This window comes from Hydrogenibacillus sp. N12, assembly GCF_019645935.1.
GTDB lineage: Bacteria > Bacillota > Bacilli > Thermicanales > DSM-22653 > Hydrogenibacillus > Hydrogenibacillus schlegelii.
This window is the reverse complement of record NZ_CP080953.1, coordinates 651,599-669,983: the sequence shown is the minus strand read 5'-3', so window position 1 is coordinate 669,983 and position 18,385 is coordinate 651,599. Positions and strand designations below refer to the sequence as shown.

At 65.9% G+C, this 18,385-nt stretch carries 16 protein-coding genes; 1 reads left to right on the top strand and 15 read right to left on the bottom strand.

What is annotated here, in order from left to right:
• Window positions 1-103 precede the first annotated feature (103 nt).
• The 13 genes from K2M58_RS03160 to K2M58_RS03100 form a co-directional block, all read right to left on the bottom strand.
• Window positions 104-856 (bottom strand): SDR family NAD(P)-dependent oxidoreductase, encoded by a 753-nt coding sequence (locus tag K2M58_RS03160; protein WP_220678250.1) that lies wholly within the window; start codon window positions 854-856, stop codon window positions 104-106.
• A 157-nt stretch (window positions 857-1,013) separates the two neighbouring features.
• Window positions 1,014-2,120: a LysR family transcriptional regulator gene (locus K2M58_RS03155; protein ID WP_220678249.1), complete on the bottom strand. Its 1,107-nt coding sequence runs from the start codon at window positions 2,118-2,120 to the stop codon at window positions 1,014-1,016.
• A 33-nt stretch (window positions 2,121-2,153) separates the two neighbouring features.
• Entirely contained in the window at window positions 2,154-3,674 is a 1,521-nt protein-coding gene (locus tag K2M58_RS03150) for a complex I subunit 4 family protein (protein ID WP_220678248.1), read from the bottom strand.
• A gap of 184 nt (window positions 3,675-3,858) precedes the next feature.
• Window positions 3,859-5,907: a transketolase gene (gene tkt, locus K2M58_RS03145; protein ID WP_220678247.1), complete on the bottom strand. Its 2,049-nt coding sequence runs from the start codon at window positions 5,905-5,907 to the stop codon at window positions 3,859-3,861.
• 55 nt (window positions 5,908-5,962) lie between these two features.
• Window positions 5,963-6,970, bottom strand: coding sequence for an NAD(P)/FAD-dependent oxidoreductase (locus tag K2M58_RS03140; protein ID WP_220678246.1), 1,008 nt, complete (start codon window positions 6,968-6,970; stop codon window positions 5,963-5,965).
• Between the two features lie 190 nt (window positions 6,971-7,160).
• Window positions 7,161-8,096 (bottom strand): CbbX protein, encoded by a 936-nt coding sequence (cbbX, locus tag K2M58_RS03135; protein ID WP_220678245.1) that lies wholly within the window; start codon window positions 8,094-8,096, stop codon window positions 7,161-7,163.
• Between the two features lie 152 nt (window positions 8,097-8,248).
• A complete protein-coding gene (locus K2M58_RS03130; protein WP_220678244.1) occupies window positions 8,249-8,677 on the bottom strand; it encodes a ribulose bisphosphate carboxylase small subunit in 429 nt (142 codons plus the stop codon).
• A gap of 25 nt (window positions 8,678-8,702) precedes the next feature.
• A complete protein-coding gene (locus K2M58_RS03125; protein ID WP_220678243.1) occupies window positions 8,703-10,157 on the bottom strand; it encodes a ribulose-bisphosphate carboxylase large subunit in 1,455 nt (484 codons plus the stop codon).
• A gap of 200 nt (window positions 10,158-10,357) precedes the next feature.
• Window positions 10,358-11,077 (bottom strand): ribulose-phosphate 3-epimerase, encoded by a 720-nt coding sequence (gene rpe, locus K2M58_RS03120; RefSeq protein WP_220678242.1) that lies wholly within the window; start codon window positions 11,075-11,077, stop codon window positions 10,358-10,360.
• On the bottom strand, window positions 11,074-12,093 hold the full coding sequence (glpX, locus tag K2M58_RS03115) for a class II fructose-bisphosphatase (RefSeq protein WP_220678241.1): 1,020 nt from the start codon (window positions 12,091-12,093) through the stop codon (window positions 11,074-11,076). The genes rpe and glpX overlap by 4 nt, the downstream gene beginning before the upstream one ends.
• Window positions 12,090-13,145 carry a type I glyceraldehyde-3-phosphate dehydrogenase gene (gene gap / locus K2M58_RS03110; RefSeq protein ID WP_220678240.1) on the bottom strand — a complete coding sequence of 352 codons (1,056 nt, stop codon included), beginning with the start codon at window positions 13,143-13,145 and terminating at the stop codon, window positions 12,090-12,092. The genes glpX and gap overlap by 4 nt, the downstream gene beginning before the upstream one ends.
• A 59-nt stretch (window positions 13,146-13,204) precedes the next feature.
• Window positions 13,205-14,158, bottom strand: a complete 954-nt coding sequence (locus K2M58_RS03105; RefSeq protein WP_220678239.1) for a phosphoribulokinase — start codon at window positions 14,156-14,158, stop codon at window positions 13,205-13,207.
• A 164-nt stretch (window positions 14,159-14,322) separates the two neighbouring features.
• On the bottom strand, window positions 14,323-15,033 hold the full coding sequence (locus K2M58_RS03100; RefSeq protein ID WP_252393517.1) for a class II fructose-bisphosphate aldolase: 711 nt from the start codon (window positions 15,031-15,033) through the stop codon (window positions 14,323-14,325).
• A 132-nt stretch (window positions 15,034-15,165) separates the two neighbouring features.
• On the opposite strand from K2M58_RS03100, the gene K2M58_RS03095 reads away from it, so the two are divergent.
• The gene (locus tag K2M58_RS03095; protein WP_220676936.1) at window positions 15,166-16,389 is read left to right on the top strand and encodes an IS256 family transposase; all 1,224 of its coding nucleotides are present in this window, start codon (window positions 15,166-15,168) and stop codon (window positions 16,387-16,389) included.
• Here K2M58_RS03095 and K2M58_RS12820 read toward each other — a convergent pair.
• Together K2M58_RS12820 and K2M58_RS03085 are read right to left on the bottom strand one after the other, a co-directional pair.
• Window positions 16,302-16,595 carry a class II fructose-bisphosphate aldolase gene (locus tag K2M58_RS12820; RefSeq protein WP_289628262.1) on the bottom strand — a complete coding sequence of 98 codons (294 nt, stop codon included), beginning with the start codon at window positions 16,593-16,595 and terminating at the stop codon, window positions 16,302-16,304. The genes K2M58_RS03095 and K2M58_RS12820 overlap by 88 nt on opposite strands.
• A 270-nt stretch (window positions 16,596-16,865) precedes the next feature.
• Window positions 16,866-18,320 carry an NADH-quinone oxidoreductase subunit N gene (locus K2M58_RS03085; RefSeq protein ID WP_220678238.1) on the bottom strand — a complete coding sequence of 485 codons (1,455 nt, stop codon included), beginning with the start codon at window positions 18,318-18,320 and terminating at the stop codon, window positions 16,866-16,868.
• Window positions 18,321-18,385: the final 65 nt, after the last annotated feature.

Below are 18,385 nucleotides of genomic sequence, written 5' to 3'. Positions count from 1 at the left end.
TCGGGCCCCGTTGTGCGAAAGGAGCGACCTTTCGCCCGACGATGTTCTAAGGATGCCACAGGAACCGGCAAAAGTCAACGGAAATCTTATGCACATATGCACATTAAAACATCTTTGACTGGCCCCCGTCGACGACGACCGTCGTCCCGACGATCCACGACGCCCGGGGAGAGGCGAGAAAGACGACCGCGGCGGCCACTTCTTCCGCCGTCCCGAAGCGACCGGCGGGGATGTTCGCCGCGACGAACGCCCGCATCCCTTCCGGATCCTCCTGAACCCTCCGATCCCAGCTTCCGCCGGGGTGGCGGATCGACCCCGGCGCGACGCCGACGACCCGGACGCCCCGCCGGATCGCCGCATCGCCGAGCGCCTTCGTAAAGCTGATGAGGGCCGCCTTCGCCGCGTTGTAGGGCGCCTTGCCGCCGGCCTCCCGCCCCCAGATCGAGCTTACGTTGACGATGGTGCCGCCGACCGCCTCGAGGTGGGGAAGCGCCCGAAGCGACAGATCGACGGCGGCAAAAAAATTGATCTCCATCGCCCGGCGGTAGTCCTCGAGCGGCGTCGACGCCGCATCGGCGCCGTAACTGGCCCCGGCGTTGTTCACGAGGACGTCCAGGCGTCCGAAATGGCGGACGACCGCCTCGACGAGCTCCGCCCGAGAATCGGCGGCAAAAGCGTCGAAAGAAAATCCCTTTGCCCCCGGAAGTGCCGCCTCCACCGCCCGCAGGCCTTCATCGCCCCGGGCGGCCACCGCGACCCGGGCTCCCTCGGTGAAAAACGCTTCGGCGATCGCCCGGCCGATTCCCCGGGTGCCGCCGGTGATGAGCACGACCTTGTCCTTGAGGCCGAGGTCCATCTTTTCCCTGGTTCGTAAAACCCCCTGAATCGTGATCAGGCAGGGCCTCCTCCGAACCAGGTCGTCACCTCCTTTTTAAGTCAATGACACGGCGATTCGGCCTTCTCGGCAACCGGATTTCGGCGCCGCCGGCCTTCAGCGATTCAGCGCCGACGACCTACAACGATTCGCCTGACGGCGACTCATCCGCCAGCCGATCCCCGGCCGGCCCCCCGCCCGCCGGCCTCTCCTCCCGCGCCGGCGCCTCCTCAGGCGGCGCCGGGCGGCCCCGCCGGCCGTCGTCCCGCTTTTCCCGCTTGCCGCCGGCCTTCCCCGCCGCCGGCTCGGCGACGAGCCGCTCGACGGCGCTTTCAAATGCCCCGTACGCCCGCCCCTGTTCCAAAAGGAGCTGACGAAACGCCAGCGCCAGCGGCGAAAGGGGCTGCTGCGCCGGATGGACGACGTACCACTGCCGCACGATCGGAAACCCCTCCACATCGAGGACGGCGATGAGTCCGACCCGCCGCTCCAGCCGGATCGCCACCTCCGAGACGACCGAAATGCCGATCCCGGCAGCGACCGCCTCCTTGATCGCGGCGATGCTGCCGAGCTCCATCCGGACGTTGGGAAACACCCCGTTTTCCTGGAAAAAGCGCTCCGTCGTGCTCCGGGTGCCGGATCCCCGCTCCCGGAGCAAAAACGGCTCCTTCTCCAGCCGCCGGAGCGGGATGTTCCGCTCGCCGGCCAGCGGATGATCCGCCGGCGCGATGACGACGAGGCGATTGTCGAGAAAGGGCTCCGCTTCGAGATACGGCGACTGCTTCGGATAGCCCATCACCGCCAGATCCGTCTCCGCCCGAAAAAGCCGCTGCAGCACCGCGCTCCGGTTCGCCACTTCGAGCTTCAGCGCCACCTGGGGATGCTCCCGATGAAACAAGCCGAGAAACGGCGGCACGACGTACGCCCCGGCAGACGTGTCGGCGGTAATCGTGAGCGTTCCGACGCGATTCGTCCGGATGTCCTTGATCGTCTGCTGCACTTCTTCCAGCTGGCGGAACAGCCGGTCTGCCGCGTCCTTCAGGTAGGCGCCGGCCTCCGTCAGGACGAGCTGCTTTCCGGCCTGCTCGAAAAGCTTCACGCCGAAGTACTCCTCCAGCTGGCGGATGTGCTGCGAGACAGCCGGCTGGCTCAAGTAGAGCTCCTCTGCCGCCCGGGAAAAGTTCATGTGCCGGACGACCGTCCGGAAGATGTTGAGTCGCCGCAAATTGAGATACTCCACCGCCATCCCCCCGCTCGAGGCCGCGTCATCCGTGGCCGCTTACAAGCGGGCGACGAGCGCCCCGATCGACGCCTTCATCGCCTCGTCGAGGAAGAACGGATACACCCCGATCCAAAGAATCGCCGCCACCAGGAGGAGCATCGGCACGACTTCCACCGGCCGGGCGTCGGTAAGCGCTTTGGCCCGCTCAGGCACCGGGCCCCAGCCGGCGGTAAGCGCCCCCCGGAGGAGGTAAGCGGCGCTCAAGACGAGGCCGAAGGCGCCCAGGACAGCGATCACCCCCTGGCCGCTCTTAAAGAGGCCGAGGTAAGTCAGAAGCTCCGCCACAAAGCCGGAAAACGCCGGGAGCCCCAGGGACGCGAGCGCCCCGACGAGAAGCGCCCCGCTCGCAAGCGGCATCGGCTGCCAGAGCCCGCCGAGCTCTGCCAAGCGGGCCGTCCCCGTCCGCTCGGCGATCACGCCGGCGACGAGAAAGAGGAGCGCCGAGATGAAGCCGTGGGAAACCATCTGAAAGACCGCCCCGCTCAGCCCCTCCTCGTTGGCGGCCGCAAGGCCAAAGAGGACGAGGCCCATGTGGCTTATGCTCGAGTACGCGATCAACCGCTTGAGCTCCCCTTCCTGGAGCGCCAGAAACGCCCCGTAGAGGAGGTTGATGAGGCCGAGGACGGCGAGAAGCGGCGCCCACCGCCGGACTTCTTCCGGGAAAAAGCCGACGCCGAAGCGAATGAGGCCGTAGCCGCCGATTTTAAGCAGCACGCCGGAGAGGATCATCGACATCGGCGCCGACGCGACCGGGTGAACGTTCAGCACCCACGTGTGGAAGGGCACGATCGGAAGCTTGATCCCGAAGGCGACGACGAGGGCCAAAAACGTCCCCGTCACGAGCCACCCGGGAAGCGCCCGCTCCCCCAGCCGCTCCGCCACCGCCGAGACGTCGAACGACCCCGTGAGATGAAAGAGGAGCAAAAACACCGCCAGCATGATCAGCGAACCGAGCCCGTTGTAGAGGAGAAGCTGATACGCCGCCCGCTCCCGGGCCTCCCCGCCCCAGATGCCGACAAGGAAAAAGAGCGCCACCAGCGTGAGCTCAAAGAACACGAAAAAAAGGAGCAAATTCGTCGCCACGAAGGCGCCGTTCATCCCGGCGTTAAGGAGCAGCACGAACACCCAGTACGCCTTCGGCCGGTGCGTCACCGTCCACGAGGCCAGGGCCGCCATGAAGCCGACAAACGTCGCCATGAAAAGAAGCGGGAGCGATAGCCCGTCGACGGCGAGCGTCCCGTCGATCGGAAGCGGCACGAGCTGCCACCCGTGGCTTACGACATCAAACGACGGCATCCAGAGGGTAAACCACCGGGCGCCCTCTCGAAACTGCCAGCCGCCTCCGGTGAGATCAAAACGGGTGAGCGCATAGAAGGCGAGCCCGGCCGGCGCCGCCGATCCCAAAAGCCCGAGCGTTCGGATCGCCCCGACCGACCGGGCCGGCACCGCGGCGAGGACGATGAGAAACGCGAGCGGAAGCGCAACGATGAGCCCGAGCACCGGAAACGACGACGGCATCTTCTCCCCGCCTTTCATCCTTTTGTGAAAAAGAACGGCCTTTGTTCTATTCGGACACAAAACCCGAAAACGGTTCGGCGCCAGACGCCCTGAGGCGTCTGGCGCCCGCTTCCCTTCCACCGGCGTCGCCGCCGGCAAACGGCCAACATCCCGCGCGCACGGAAAAACGATTGTGAACGGCCGCTCAAGCGCCGCGGCCGTCTCCGGCTGGCGTCCCGGCGAAGGCGCCCGTCCGCCGGAGCGCCTCCCGGGCCGCCGCCACGAGCCGCTCGGCGGTAAAGCCGAATCGCTCGACGAGCACCTCGCCCGGCGCCGACGCGCCGAAGCGTTCGATGCCGACGATCACGCCGGCCTCGCCGGCGTACCGCTCCCAGCCGAACGGCGACGCCATCTCCACCGTCACCCGAGCCCGGACCTCCGGCGGGAGCACCGCCCGGCGGTAGTCGTCCGGCTGCGCTTCGAAAAGCTCCCAGCACGGAAGGCTCACGACCCGGACGCCGACCCCTTCGCCAAAGAGCCGCTCCGCCGCCTGCCGGGCGAGGGCCACCTCGGAACCGGTGGCGATGAAGATCACCCGCGGCCGATCCGGGTAAAAGCCGGCCTCGTACAGGACGTAACCGCCCCGGCGGACCCCCTCCATCGCCCGCTCCGCCGTCTCGGGCAGAACCGGCAGGCCCTGGCGGGAAAGGACGAGGGCGGACGGCGTCTTCGGCGCCGCGAGGGCCGCGGCGTAGGCGGCCGCCGTCTCGTTGGCGTCCGCCGGCCGGAAGACGAGGAGGTTCGGCATCGCCCGGAGCGACGCCAGATGCTCGATCGGCTGGTGCGTCGGCCCGTCCTCGCCGACGGCAATGCTGTCGTGGGTGAGCACGTAGAGGACCGGAACCCCCATCAAGGCCGAAAGCCGCATCGCCGGCCGGAGGTAATCGGAGAAGACGAAAAACGTCCCGCCGTAGACGACGAGACCGCCGTGGAGGGCCATCCCGTTTAAGATCGCCCCCATGGCGTGTTCCCGGACGCCGAACCAGATGTTCCGGCCGGCGTAATCCGGCGGCCCGAAATCCGCCTCCCCCTTGAGCGTCGTTTTGTTCGACGAGGCGAGGTCCGCCGATCCGCCGATCAAGGTCGGGATCGCCTGCGCCAGGGCGTTCAGCACCGTCCCGGAAGCGTCCCGGGTGGCGATCTTCTTCTCCCCCGGCGCAAACGTTGGGAGCGCCGCCGCGAGGTCATCGGGCAGCTTCCGTTCGAGGGCCGCCAGGAAAGCGTCGGCGAGCGCCGGGTGCTCTGCCCGGTACCGCTCGAAAAGGCCCCGCCACTTGGCCTCCGCCGCTTCGCCCCGGCGGGCGACCTCGGCGAAGTGCGCCCGGACGTCGTCCGGCACGTCAAACGGCGGATGGGACCAGCCGTACGCCGCCTTCGCCCGGGCGGCGTCCTCCGGCCCGAGGGGCGCCCCGTGGACGGCGCTCGTCCCGGCCTTCGCGCTTCCGTAGCCGATGACGGTCCGGACGATGATGAGGCTCGGCCGCTCGGCCTCCGCCTTGGCCGCCGCGATCGCCCGGTCGATCGCCTCGAGGTCGTGGCCGTCGTCGACGCGGAGCACCTGCCAGCCGTACGCCTGAAACCGGAGGGCGACGTCCTCCGTAAAGGCCTTGTCGGTGCTCCCGTCGAGGGAGACGTCGTTCGAGTCGTAAAGGGCGATCAGCCGGCCGAGCTTGAGGTGGCCGGCGAGGGACGCCGCCTCCGCCGCCACCCCTTCCATGAGGTCGCCGTCGCCGACGAGGGTGTAGGTATAATGGTCGACGATCGGAAAACCTGGCCGGTTGAAGCGGGCGGCGAGGTGCCGCTCCGCCATCGCCATGCCGACCGCCATGGCAATCCCCTGGCCGAGGGGGCCCGTCGTCGCTTCCACCCCCGGCGTGTGGCCGTACTCCGGATGCCCCGGCGTCTTCGATCCCCACTGCCGAAACGCCTTCAGATCGTCGAGGCTGACGTCGTAGCCGGTGAGGTGGAGGAGGGCATAGAGGAGCATCGACCCGTGGCCGGCGGAGAGGATGAAGCGGTCGCGGTCGGGCCAGGCCGGGTTTTTCGGGTTGTGCACAAGATGCCTCGTCCAAAGAACGTAGGCCATCGGCGCCGCCCCCATCGGGAGGCCCGGGTGTCCCGACTGCGCCCGTTCGATGGCGTCGATGGCCAGGGCCCGGATGGCGGCGATGGCACGCGCCTCAGCTTCCCCCACCGATCGTCCGCTCCTTTCTCGGCGACTCCGTTTGGCGTCGGCCGGACCGGGACGATCAGGCCCGGCCGACGGGGATGTCCGTCCGATCGCTCGAGTGGATCGTCGCCAGCTTCGCCGTCGGATCGATGTATGTCTTCGCGTTCGAAACCGCGATCGGCGCCTCGCCGAGGCCGACGGCGATGAGCTTCACCTTGCCCGGATACGTGTTGATGTCGCCGATCGCGTAGACGCCCGGGATGTTCGTCTCCATCTTCGTGTTGACGACGATACTGTTTCCTTCGATCTCCAGGCCCCAGTTTTTGATCGGGCCGAGGGAAGCGACGAACCCGAGGCCGCTTACGACGGCGTCGACGGCGATCTCGTCCGTCTCCTTCGTCTGGTTGTGGATGACCGTCACCGCCTCCACCTTGCCGTCGCCCTTTACGTCCAGAAGTTCGGTAAACGTCCGCACCTCGACCGACGACTCGAAGAGTTGCTTGACGCTATGTTCGTGAGCCCGGAACTGATCCCGTCGATGGATGAGGATGACCTTTTCCGCCACCGGCTCCAGCATGAGGGCGTAGTCGACCGCCGAATCGCCGCCGCCGACGACGAGCACCCGCTTGCCGCGAAACGGCTCCGCCGACGGAAGAAAATAATGGACGCCCTTCCCTTCATACGCTTCGGCGCTCTTGGCCGGAAGCTTCCGGGGCGTAAACGTGCCGACGCCGCCGGCGATGATCACCGCCCGGCTCCGGCGAACGGCCTTCGTCGTTTCGAGGACGAACAGCCCGTCTTCGGTCTTCGTCAGGCCGGTGACCTGCTCTTCGAGAAAGACGGCCGGAGAAAACTGCATGGCTTGGGCTTTAAGCTGCTCGATCAGGTCCTTGGCCCGGATTTTCGGAAACCCGCCGACGTCGTAGATGTACTTTTCCGGATACAGGGCCGTGAGCTGCCCACCCAGCTCCGGCAGGCTGTCAATGATCTGGCAGGAGAGGTCCCGCATGCCGCAGTAAAACGCGGCAAACAGCCCCGCCGGGCCGCCGCCGATGACGGTGACGTCAAACACTTGTTCGATCGACACGTCCGCATCCCTCCTGACTCTTCGTTCCCCGGCTCCGAGCGTTCGGCCCGCGGACCCGCGCAAAAAGAAGATGAGGCAAAAAGATGCAAGGAGCACCAGCGACGGGCCTCCTTGCTATTGTAAACGATGTCGGCCGCCGGCGGAAGACCGCCGGCGGCCCGGTCATCCGAGCGGGCCGGTCGACGCCGCCTCAGCCTTCCTGAAACACGCGGCTTTGCAGGATGTCGTCGGCATCGATCGTCACGAGGTCGGCGACGGTGCACGCGCCGCGGGCGAAGAGCCGGTTCGCCTGCCTGAGCCGCGCCCGGTCGAGGGCGTTCCGGACGCTGCGGGCGTTGGCGAAATGAGGCATTTGCATCCGTCGCTCCAGGTAACGGCGGAAGGCCTCTTCCGCCGCCGGCGTGAAGCGATACCCCTGCTCCCGCAGCATGAGGCGGGCGATGTCGAGGAGCTCATCGAGAGTGTAGTCCGGAAAATCGATGTGGTGGGCGATTCGGGAGCGCATGCCGGGGTTCGAACGGAAGAACTGGTCCATTTTTTCCTTATAGCCGGCGAGGATGACGACGAGATCGTCCCGGTTGTTCTCCATCACCTGAAGCAGGATCTCGATCGCTTCCTGGCCATAGTCCCGTTCGTTTTCCGGCCGGTACAGATAGTACGCCTCGTCGATGAACAGCACCCCGCCCATCGCCCGCTTGAGCACTTCCTTCGTCTTCGGAGCCGTGTGGCCGATGTACTGCCCGACGAGGTCGTCCCGGGTGACGGCGACGAGGTGCCCCTTCCGGACGTAGCCCAGCCGGTGCAGGATCTGGGCCATCCGGAGGGCGACGGTCGTTTTGCCGGTGCCGGGGTTGCCGGTAAAGGACATGTGCAACGTCGGCGGCGGCGTCTTCAGGCCGACGCTCCGCCGGAGGCGGTCGACGAGGAGGAGGGCGGCGATCTCCCGGATCTTCATCTTCACCGGTTTCAGTCCAACGAGCTCCCGGTCCAGCTGATCGAGCACCTCATCGATCGCCGTCTCCCGGACGAAGGCCTTGAGGTCCGCCGAACGGGCGAGTTCCTCCGGCGTGAGCGCCTCGATCGCCTTCGGCGCCTCCGCCGCCTCCACTTCCGGACGCAGGGTCATGCGCTCTCCTCCTTTCCCGGGCCGCTCCTCGGCCTCGTCGCCCCGTTCCGTTGTTCGCGCTCCGCCTCTTTTCGTCCTCCCCCTCGTTCGGGGTTCGGTCGGTCGCCAGACCGCGCTCGATCGACGGTCCGCGATCGCCCGACAGTCCGCGGTCAGTCGACGTACCGCTCCCCTTTCGGCCGGTCGGTGGCATAGCTGTGGAGGGTGTAGCGGATCTGCCGGTCCCGAACTTCCTGACGGATGACGTGGAAGCCGGGCTCGTGCTTCGGCCGGTGGACGATAAACTGCAGCGCAATCGTCTGGCGGCCGTAGCTCCGATCGTAGGCGCTCACCCGGATGTAGTGGTTCGGGTACGCCTCACGGCACTTTTGAATCTCATACAGGACCGCCGACGGGTCCTGAAGGTCGAACATCGGAAGTCCCCACATGTCCCAGTAGACGTTCCGCGGGTGCGGGTCGTCCGTGAATTCGATGTTGATCGCCCACCCGCGATCGAGGGCGTACTGCACCTGCTTGGCGATCTCTTCATCGGTCAAATCGGGAAGGTAGGAAAACGTCCCCTGCGTCAGGCGAAACGACATCGCCATCCCTCCTCGCTTGCTCATCTTAAAACGTCGGCGTCACCGTCACGTCCGGGGTGTCGGTCGAGGCAAAATCGAACGTGACGTCCTTCCAGACGTCGAGCGCCGCCCGAAGCGCCGGCGAGAAGCGGGCCGCCCGCTCGAGAATCTCCGGCCCCTCGTTCAGGATGTCCCGGCCTTCGTTCCGGGCTTTGACCATCGCCTCGACAGCGACGCGGTTGGCCGTCGCGCCGGCGGCGATCCCCATCGGATGGCCGATCGTTCCACCGCCAAACTGAAGCACGACGTCGTCGCCGAAGAGGTGCAAAAGCTGGTGAACCTGACCGGCGTGGATGCCGCCGGAGGCGACGGGCATGACGCCCGGCATCGAGCCCCAGTCCTGGGCGAAGTAGAGCCCCATGGTCGGATCGGCCTCAACCTTGAGTTCCCGGAGCGTCTTGTAGTAGCCGCGGGTGATGTTCGGATCGCCCTCGAGCTTGCCGACGACGGTCCCGGCGTGCAGGTGGTCGACGCCGGCCATCCGCATCCACTTGGCGATGACCCGGAAGCTGATGCCGTGGGTCTTCTGCCGCGTGAAGGTGCTGTGCATGGCCCGGTGGAGGTGGAGGATCATGCTGTTTTTCCGGGCCCACTTGGCCATCGACTGGATGGCGGAAAAGCCGACGGTGAGGTCGATCATGATGATGACGCTCCCGAGCTCCTTGGCGAACTCCGCCCGCTCGTAGATGTCTTCCATCGTCGCGGCGGTGACGTTCAGATAATGGCCCTTGATCTCGCCGGTCTCGGCCATCGCCTTGTGGACCGCCTCCATGACGTAGAGGTACCGGTCGCGCCAGCGTTGAAACGGCTGGGAGTTCGTGTTCTCGTCGTCCTTCGTAAAGTCGAGGCCGCCCCGGAGCGCTTCGTAGACGACGCGGCCGTAGTTCCGGGCCGTAAGGCCAAGTTTCGGCTTCACCGTCGCCCCGAGGAGCGGCCGACCGTACTTGTTGAGGAGCTCTCGTTCCATGACGATGCCGTGGGCCGGCCCCTGGAACGTCTTGATGTAGTGAAGCGGGATGCGGAGGTCTTCGAGGCGGAGGCTCTTTAACGCCTTGAAGCCGAACACGTTCCCGACGATCGACGAGGCCATGTTGGCGATGGAGCCTTCTTCGAAAAGGTCGATGTCGTAGGCGATGTAGGCGATGTACTGGTCGGTCCCCGGCACCGGGACGACGCGGAACGCCTTCGCCTGGTAGTTTTCATACGTCGTCAGCCGGTCGGTCCACACGACCGTCCACGTCGCCGTCGACGACTCGCCGGCGATCGCCGCCGCCGCCTCCTCCGGCTCGATGCCCTCTTGCGGCACAAAGCGGAAGGCGGCGATGACGTCGGTCTCCTTCACTTCATAGTCCGGCACCCAGTACCCCATCTCCTTGTAAGGGATGACGCCGGACGCCCAGCGGCTTCGCGCCTTTTCCTTCTCGGACTCCTTCAGGGTCATCGCCGTCGCTCCTTTCTGCATCCGATCTTCCGGGGCGCCGCCCCATCTTCAGCGTAATGCCGAATGACGGAAAAGTAAAATAGCGATTTGCTTGGCCTATGATAAGAAATTCCTTATACTATAAGTTTTTTCTTATCGATGAGGCCGGCCCGATCGGGAGGCCCCCGCATCGCGTCGCTTCCCGCATCGTTCCGCTTTCCTCATCGTTCTGCCGCTCCCCCGGCTGCCTTCACCGCCTCCTCCCCGGCCGATCGGAGGGTGCCGATCGCAGCTCGCCGGTCTCGAGCGCCGAAGACCGCCGTCCCGGCGACGAGCACCCGGGCGCCGGCGGCGACGATCGCCGGCACCGTCTCGGCGTCGATACCGCCGTCGACCTCGATCGCCACGTCCGGCCGGCCGGCCGCATCGAGCATCGCCCGGAGCGTTCGGACTTTGTCCACCATCTGGGGGATGAACGCCTGGCCGCCGAAGCCGGGGTTCACCGTCATGACGAGGACCATGTCCAGGTCGCGAATGAGGTGCCGGACGGCTTCCGCCGGCGTCTGGGGCGTGATCGCCACCGCCGCCCGGGCGCCGGCGGCGCGAATCATCTGCAGCGCCCGGTGGGCATGGGGCGTCGCTTCGAGGTGAAACGAGACAATGTCCGCTCCGGCGGCGACGAACTCGGCGAGATAGCGCTCCGGCTCGACGATCATGAGGTGGACGTCGAGGGGGAGGCGCGTCACCGGCCGGATCGCCCGGACGACCGGGAGGCCGATGGTGATGTTCGGCACAAACCGGCCGTCCATCACGTCGATGTGGATGAGGTCCGCGCCGCCGGCCTCGACGTCCCGGATCTCATCGGCAAGGTGGCCGAAGTCTGCCGACAGGATCGACGGCGCGATCCGGACCGCCTCCCCGCCGAAGGAGCGTCCGCTCATCCGCTTCCCTCCCCGGCCAACCGCCGGACCGCCTCCGGCTTCGTCGCCAGGTGGTGCCGCCCGTGGATGAAGCGGACGGTCCGGGTCTTGGCCCGGGCGACGAGGGTGACGGTGTGGGCGACACCACCCGGTAAAAATCGCACTCCCGGCAGAAGCGGGCCGTCGGTGACGCCGGTGGCGGAGAAGACCGCGTCGTCGCTTTTCACGAGGTCGTCCAGCGTAAAGAGGCGCGTCGGCTCGTTCACCCCCATCGCCACCAGGCGGGCGATCTCTTCATCGTTTTGCGGCACGAGGCGCCCCTGAAAGTCACCGCCGAGGCTTTTCATCGCCACCGCCGTGACGACGCCTTCCGGCGCCCCGCCGATGCCCATCATCATGTCGATGCCGGTCTCTTCAAAGCAGGTGGCGAGGGCCGGGCTGATGTCGCCGTCGGAGATGAGTCGGGCCCGAGCGCCGACGGCCCGGATCGCGTCGAGGATGTATTGATTCCGCGGCCGGTCGAGGAGGACGACGACGACGTCTTCGACCCGCTTGCCGAGGGCGTCGGCAACGGCCCGGATGTTCTCTTCGACCGGCCGATCGAGGGAGACGCGGCCGCGGGCCTTCGGCCCGACGGCGATCTTTTCCATGTACATGTCCGGCGCCCCGAGGAGCGCCCCTTTCGGCGCGATCGCCAATACGGCGATGGAACCGGGAGCGCCGGTCGCCAGCAGGTTCGTCCCTTCCAGGGGGTCGACGGCGATGTCGACCGCCGGCCCGTCGCCGGTCCCGACCCGCTCGCCGATGTAGAGCATCGGCGCCTCGTCCAGTTCCCCCTCGCCGATGACGACCGTCCCGTCGATGGCGATCTGGCCGAGGACGGCCCGCATCGCCTGCGTCGCCGCGTCGTCCGCCTGCCATTTGTCGCCCCGGCCCATCCACCGGGCGGCGGAGAGGGCCGCCGCCTCGGTGACGCGGGCCATCTCAAGCGTAAGGAGCCGCAGGCTGGCCGACTTTGCCCCGATCTCCGCGCTCATCCGTGATGCGCCTCCCCGGCGCCGGCGGAGGCAAAATCTTGGACGGCGCCGAGCCGGGCGCCGACGTAGCGGAGGAGATCCGCCATTCGGTGGGCAAAGCCCATCTCGTTGTCATACCATCCGAGGACTTTCACCGTTCGCTCGCCGATGACCATCGTCGAGAGGGCGTCGATGACACAGGAGTGGGGGTTGCCGATGTAGTCGGCGGAGACCAGCGGCTCTTCCGATAGGTCGAGGATGCCCCGGAGGCGCCCGGCGGCGGCTTCAGCGAAGGCCTCGTTCAGCGCCTCGACCGTCGCCGGCCGCTCGACAGTGACGACAAGGTCGACGAGGGAGACGGTCGGCGTCGGGACGCGGATCGCAAGGCCGTTCAGACGCCCTTGAAGCTCGGGGAAGATCTTCCCGATCGCCCGGGCGGCGCCGGTCGTCGTCGGGACGATCGACTGGCTCGCCGCCCGCGCCCGACGGAGGTCTTTGTGGGGGTTGTCGAGGCTCCGCTGGTCATTCGTGAAGCTGTGGACGGTCGTCATCGCCCCTTCGACGATGCCGAACCGCTCGTGGAGGACGGCGACGATCGGCGCGAGGCAGTTCGTCGTGCACGACGAGCTGGAGATGACGTGGTGGCGGGCCGGGTCGTACTGCTCATGGTTGACGCCGTAGACGATCATGAGGTCGTCGGACTTGGCGGCGGTCGTGATGATGACCTTTTTCGCCCCGGCGGTCAGATGCGCCGCTGCCGCCTCCCGGGTGGTGAACTTGCCGGTCGCCTCGAGGACGACGTCGACGCCGAGGTCGCCCCACGGGAGCCGCGCCGGGTCCCGGTCGGAGACGACCCGGATCCGCCGGCCGTCGATGACGAGGTCGTCGCCGTCGACGTCGATTTCGGCCCCCCAGCGCCCCTGAACCGAGTCGTACTTGAGGAGATGGGCGAGCGTCCGGGCGTCGGTCGTGGCGTTGACGGCGACGACGTCGATGGCCGGATCGCCCCACGCCGCCCGAAGCGTGAGCCGCCCGATGCGGCCCATGCCGCTGATGCCGACTTTTGCTCCCATACTCTCCCTCCTATCTTCGCCTTTTGACCCTTTCGACATCCCGCCGTCGGGGCTCCGCCTCAGTTCGCCTGTGCCGTTTTCGGCGCGCCGGCGGACGGATACAATTGCAGGTCGCGGCCGTAGGCGAGCTCGATGATCATGCTGGCGATTAGATATTGAGTGACTTTAATCGGGGTATAATGCGTTTCATTCATTTTTTCTTTCAGATGATGGTTGTCGCTGATCATCTCCAAGAGCGCCAGCATCGATTCCATCGGCGTCCGGCCGCCGATGTCGGCGATCTCCATCGCTTCGCCGACGATCTTGTCGTGATAGTGGACCGCTTCGATGAGACCGAAGCGGGCGCCGAGGGACAACCACTTGACGAGCCGCCGTTTGTCGCCGTTGAGCCGTTCGGCGATGCGCACCTTGATCGGCTCCGGATCGTCCGGCGTCGGCGGGCGGTCGTCGTCCGGGATGTACTGAACGACCAGGTCGGCATACGCCTTCTGCGGCTCAATGTAATTCTGGACGTCGGGCTTCCGCCGCTCGATCTCTTCGAGCACTTCCGCCTCCGTGTACCCCCGGGTCGATGCGTCCCGCCGGACCTTCCAGCGAACCCGGAGCCGGATGTCGGTGTCGAAGTAGATCTTGAGATCCAGCGCCTCCCGGAGCTTTTCGAGGTAGAGGATGTGAAGCCCCTCGAGGAGGACGATGTCTCGCGGAACGACGATCTCCGGCCCTTTGATGCGGCCGTCGCTGTGGTCATAGATCGGTTTTTCGATCGCCCGGCCGGCCTTGAGCTGCCAGACGTGCTCGATGAGGAGGCCGAGGTTATTTGCCTTCCACGGATGGAGCGCCGTCACGCCGATCCGGTTTCGCTCGAAGCGGTCGAGGGAGTGATAGTCGTCGATGCTGATCGTCGTCACGCGCTCCTCGCCGATGAGCGCCCGAAGCTCGGCGACGAAGGTCGACTTGCCGGCGCCGCTGTCGCCGGCGATGCCGATGACGGTCACCTTTCGCCTGGCTGTCATGCGCGCGTCACTCCTTTCGGCGGAAGATCGCCGGGGCCGCCGGACGGGCCATGGGAAGGCCCCCGCCGGCAAAACTTGGACCGCCAGCGAACGACGCCGCCTGTTCTGCGGTAGCGGCGCCCCGACGGTTTTCGACGGAAGTCCTCCGGCGGCCCGATTCGGCGTCAGAAGCGGTTGTGTGAACCGAACAGGCGAATCTTCGCCCGAATGATCTCCTTGATCGCCTCCCGGGCGGGGCCGAGGTACTTGCGGGAGTCGTACAGGTCCGGCTTTTCTTCGAGCGTCTTCCGGACGACGCGGCTGAATTCGACCTGGCTTTCGGTGTTAACGTTGATCTTGCCGACGCCGAGAGCGATCGCCCGCCGGATATCCTCTTCCGGCACGCCGGAGCCGCCGTGGAGGACGACCGGAAGGCCGGTCCGCTTGTGAATCGCCTCGAGCCGGTCGAAGGCGATCTCCGGCCGGCCCTTGTACATGCCGTGGGCCGTCCCGAGCGCCGGCGCAATGGCGTCGATGCCCGTCTCCCGGGCAAAACGCTCGGCCTCATCGACCCGGGCGAGCATCGCCTCCCGCTCGTCGACGCTCACCTCGTCTTCCGTCCCGCCGATCCGGCCGATCTCCCCTTCGACGGAGACGCCGGCGGCGTGGGCCGCTTCGACGACGCGGCGGGTCGTGGCGATGTTCTCTTCCAGCGGATGTTCGGAGCCGTCGTACATGACCGAGTCGAACCCGGCGCGGATCGCCTTCATGACGAAGTCGAAATCCGGGCCGTGGTCGAGGTGCAGGATGATCGGCACCCGCGCCCTGAGCTTGGCCGCATTGGCCAGGGCGATGAGGTAGTCGAAGCCGATGTACTTCGTCGAGCTGACGCTCACCCCAAGAATGACCAGTCGTGTCCGGTATCATGTGTAAAAACGGATGGTCCAGGTAACATAAAATGAGCCATCCGGCCCTCTTTGGTAGAATGTGAGGCGGAGAAGAAACCACTTCACCAGGAGGGATACCGGATGGCTCAGTACCAGATTACCGTGGACGACGAGATTTTGGAAGGCCTCTTTCAGCGGGATGGAGGCGTGGCAAAGCTGGTGGAGAGTGTGGTCAACCAGATCCTCCAAGCGCAAGTGCAGGAGCATCTGAAAGCGGCGCCATACGAGCGCACGAAAGAACGCCAAGGCTATCGCAACGGAACAGTCACCCGCACCCTGACAACCCGTGTGGGGCGGCTGGTGTTGCGGGTTCCGAGGGTCCGGAATGGCCAGTTCTCCACAGAGCTGTTTGCTCGGTACCAGCGCAGCGAACAAGCGTTCATCATCGCCCTGATGGAGATGGTTGTGAACGGCGTGTCCACCCGGGACGTGGCGAAAGTCACCGAGCAGTTGTGCGGCACGACGTTCTCGAAGTCCACGGTCTCCGAGCTGTGCAAGCGCCTTGATCCCATCGTTCAGGGATGGAATAATCGCAGCCTTGCTGAGCATCGTTATCCGTTCCTGCTGGTGGACGCTTTGGTACTCCGGATTCGGGAGGAAGGGCGTGTTCGCTCTCGAGCGGCCATGATCGCTGTTGGCATCAACGAAGAAGGGTACCGTGAGATTCTTGGCTTGATGTTGGGCGACAGCGAATCGGAGGCCAGCTGGCGGGAGTTCTTTGCCTGGCTGAAGAACCGGGGTCTCCGCGGCGTTGACGTTGTGGTGTCTGACAGTCATGGCGGGCTGGTGAAGGCACTGCAGACGGAGTTTCAGGGATGCACCTGGCAACGGTGCCAGACCCACTTCATGCGCAATATCTTGGACGCCACACCCAAGGCGTTGCAGAAGGAGGTCTACAAGCGTGTACGAGCCATTCTTGATGCGCCCGACCTCAAGACGGCCCGACTGCTCATGAATGAATTTGTGGAGGAGTACGCTGAGAAGGCACCCAAGGCCGTCAAGGTGCTAGAGGAGGGCTTTGACGACGTCACGGCCGTGCTGGTCTTGCCGGATCGCTATCGGCGGCGCTTGCGTACCACGAACGGCGTGGAACGACTCAACGAGGAGATTCGCCGCCGTGAAAGAGTCATCCGCATCTTTCCCAACCGGGAATCCGTGATACGGTTGCTTGGAGCGCTACTCATGGAGATAGACGAGACGTGGACCACTGGGCACCGCTACCTGAATATGGATGAGTATTGGCAGTGGAAGAAGGAACAACAGAAATCCACTGAGCCGGCCATGCTGCACGTTGTGAATGCCTGAGTGACCTGTCCTTTCATTCGCCGAAGAGGGCAATTTACACATGATACTGGACTTGATCGAATGACCGGCGAGCGCTCTTCTTCCGCCACCTCGACGATCGCCTGGAGATACTCGAGGCCGTTCAGGTTGAACTGGCCGACGGCGTAACCGTTTTTCACCGCGTCCTTGAGCACTTCGGCGTATGACGCTTTCGGTGGCACATACACGGCGGTTTCCCTCCTGTCCTCCTCTGTTTTTTCTCTTTCCCTCTGTTTCACTATCTGTTATTTAGTTTCACAGAGGGAGATACCGAGTTCCGCTTAGCGAAATCACCGGATTGGCTCGATCATACCAGACGGGACGGCGATGTGTCAAATTAGCATCTCTCAATACGTGAATAGCCCTCCGCTTATGGACGGAGGGCCGAAGGCCAGCGGACGAGACTGAAAAACGAGCGCCGTGAGGCCGGCCCCCGTGCCGGCCTTGTCGCCGGGCCGCTAAAACGCGAGCCGCATCGCGCCGAGGAGCGGACCGAAGAAGAGGGCGCCGGCCAGCGTTCCGAAGACGCCGACGTAGAAGACGATCGCCGGTCCGGCGGCGAGCCGAAGCGGCCGCTCCGTCGGACCCGGCCGCATGAACGCCTGCCAGACGAGGCTGAAGTAATACGCGTAGGAGATGACGGTCGCGACGATGAAGATCGCGGCGAGGCCCAAACGGCCGCCGCCTAAGGCGCCGAGGAGGATGTACCACTTGCCGAAAAAGCCGGCGGTGAGCGGGATGCCGGCGAAGGAGAGCATGAGGATGAAAAGCCCCAGCGCCGCCCCCGGCGACCGGTGGTACAGGCCGGCAAATGCCCGCACGTCGTACGTTCCCCGGTCCCGAGCGACGGCCTCGACGAGGGCGAAGGCCCCGAGGGTCATGAAGAGGTAAGCGACGAGGTAATAGAGGATCTGCTCGACCGCCATCGGCGTCGCCGCCGCCAGGGGGACGAGGAGATAGCCGGCGTGGGCGATGGACGAGTACGCGAGCAGCCGTTTGGCGTCCGACTGCCAGAGGGCGACGGCATTGCCGATCAGCATGCTGAGCGCCGCGACGAGGGCGACCGTCGCCCCGACGCCAAAGCCCTCTCCCCCCGGCAGGCGGTAAAACACGCTCGCCGTCAGCCGGACGGCGGCGGCAAGGCCGGCGGCCTTTGAAACGACGGCGAGAAAGCCGGTGACCGCCGTCGCCGCCCCCTGATAGACGTCCGGCGTCCAGAGATAAAACGGCGGGCTCGAGATCTTAAACGTCAGGGCGCCGAAAAGGGCAAAAAAGCCGAGGTAGACGAACAGCCGATAAGGCGCCATCCGCGGGTCGGCGAGCCGTTCCGCCAGCGTGGCAAAATCGGTCGCCCCGGTGAGACCGACGAGGAAAGCGGCGCCGAAGGCAAAGAAGGCCGTCGCCGCGGCGCCGGTCAGGACGTATTTGAGGGCCGCCTCCAGCGAGGCGACGGAGCGCTTTTTAAGCCCGACGAGGGCGTACGAGGCAATCGACAGCGTCTCGACGGCGACGAAAAGGAGCGCCACATCCGCCGCCGAGGCCATCGCCATCGCCCCGACGAGGGCGATGAGCATGAGCCCGAGGGCATCGGACTCCCCGTCCCGCCACGCCGAGTCCCGCTCGTCGGCGGCGAGGAAGAGGACAAGGACCGTTCCTGCGAGGAGGAGAAGCTTCACCACCAGGGCAAAGCCGTCGACGATGAAGACGCCGGCCAAATCCCCCTTGGCGGGAAAGAGGAGGAGCGTCACGCCGGCGGCGATAAAAAGCCCGGCAAAAGCCGCCGGATAGAGCGCCCGGCGCTGGACGGCGGGCGGGAGCACCCACGCCGCCGCAAGGAGGACGAGGGCGGTTAAAAGGACGATCGCTTCCGGACTGAGTAAGGCCCACGGCAGGGCGAGCATCGCATCCGACATCAAACGGTCTCCTCTCCGGCATACGCCCGCATCTTCAAGCGGCGCGGGGCGACGGGCGCGAGGCG

Excerpts from the sequence above, each read along its gene's own strand:
- gap (WP_220678240.1), bottom strand. The coding sequence starts at position 13,145 with ATGGGAGCAAAAGTCGGCATCAGCGGCATGGGCCGCATCGGGCGGCTC.
- rpe (WP_220678242.1), bottom strand. The coding sequence starts at position 11,077 with ATGAGCGGACGCTCCTTCGGCGGGGAGGCGGTCCGGATCGCGCCGTCG.
- cbbX (WP_220678245.1), bottom strand. The coding sequence starts at position 8,096 with ATGACCCTGCGTCCGGAAGTGGAGGCGGCGGAGGCGCCGAAGGCGATC.
- K2M58_RS03095 (WP_220676936.1), top strand. The coding sequence starts at position 15,166 with ATGGCTCAGTACCAGATTACCGTGGACGACGAGATTTTGGAAGGCCTC.
- K2M58_RS03160 (WP_220678250.1), bottom strand. The coding sequence starts at position 856 with ATGGACCTCGGCCTCAAGGACAAGGTCGTGCTCATCACCGGCGGCACC.
- K2M58_RS03130 (WP_220678244.1), bottom strand. The coding sequence starts at position 8,677 with ATGTCGTTTCGCCTGACGCAGGGGACGTTTTCCTACCTTCCCGATTTG.
- K2M58_RS03155 (WP_220678249.1), bottom strand. The coding sequence starts at position 2,120 with ATGGCGGTGGAGTATCTCAATTTGCGGCGACTCAACATCTTCCGGACG.
- glpX (WP_220678241.1), bottom strand. The coding sequence starts at position 12,093 with ATGAGCGCGGAGATCGGGGCAAAGTCGGCCAGCCTGCGGCTCCTTACG.
- K2M58_RS03085 (WP_220678238.1), bottom strand. The coding sequence starts at position 18,320 with ATGTCGGATGCGATGCTCGCCCTGCCGTGGGCCTTACTCAGTCCGGAA.
- K2M58_RS03125 (WP_220678243.1), bottom strand. The coding sequence starts at position 10,157 with ATGACCCTGAAGGAGTCCGAGAAGGAAAAGGCGCGAAGCCGCTGGGCG.
- K2M58_RS03105 (WP_220678239.1), bottom strand. The coding sequence starts at position 14,158 with ATGACAGCCAGGCGAAAGGTGACCGTCATCGGCATCGCCGGCGACAGC.
- K2M58_RS03150 (WP_220678248.1), bottom strand. The coding sequence starts at position 3,674 with ATGCCGTCGTCGTTTCCGGTGCTCGGGCTCATCGTTGCGCTTCCGCTC.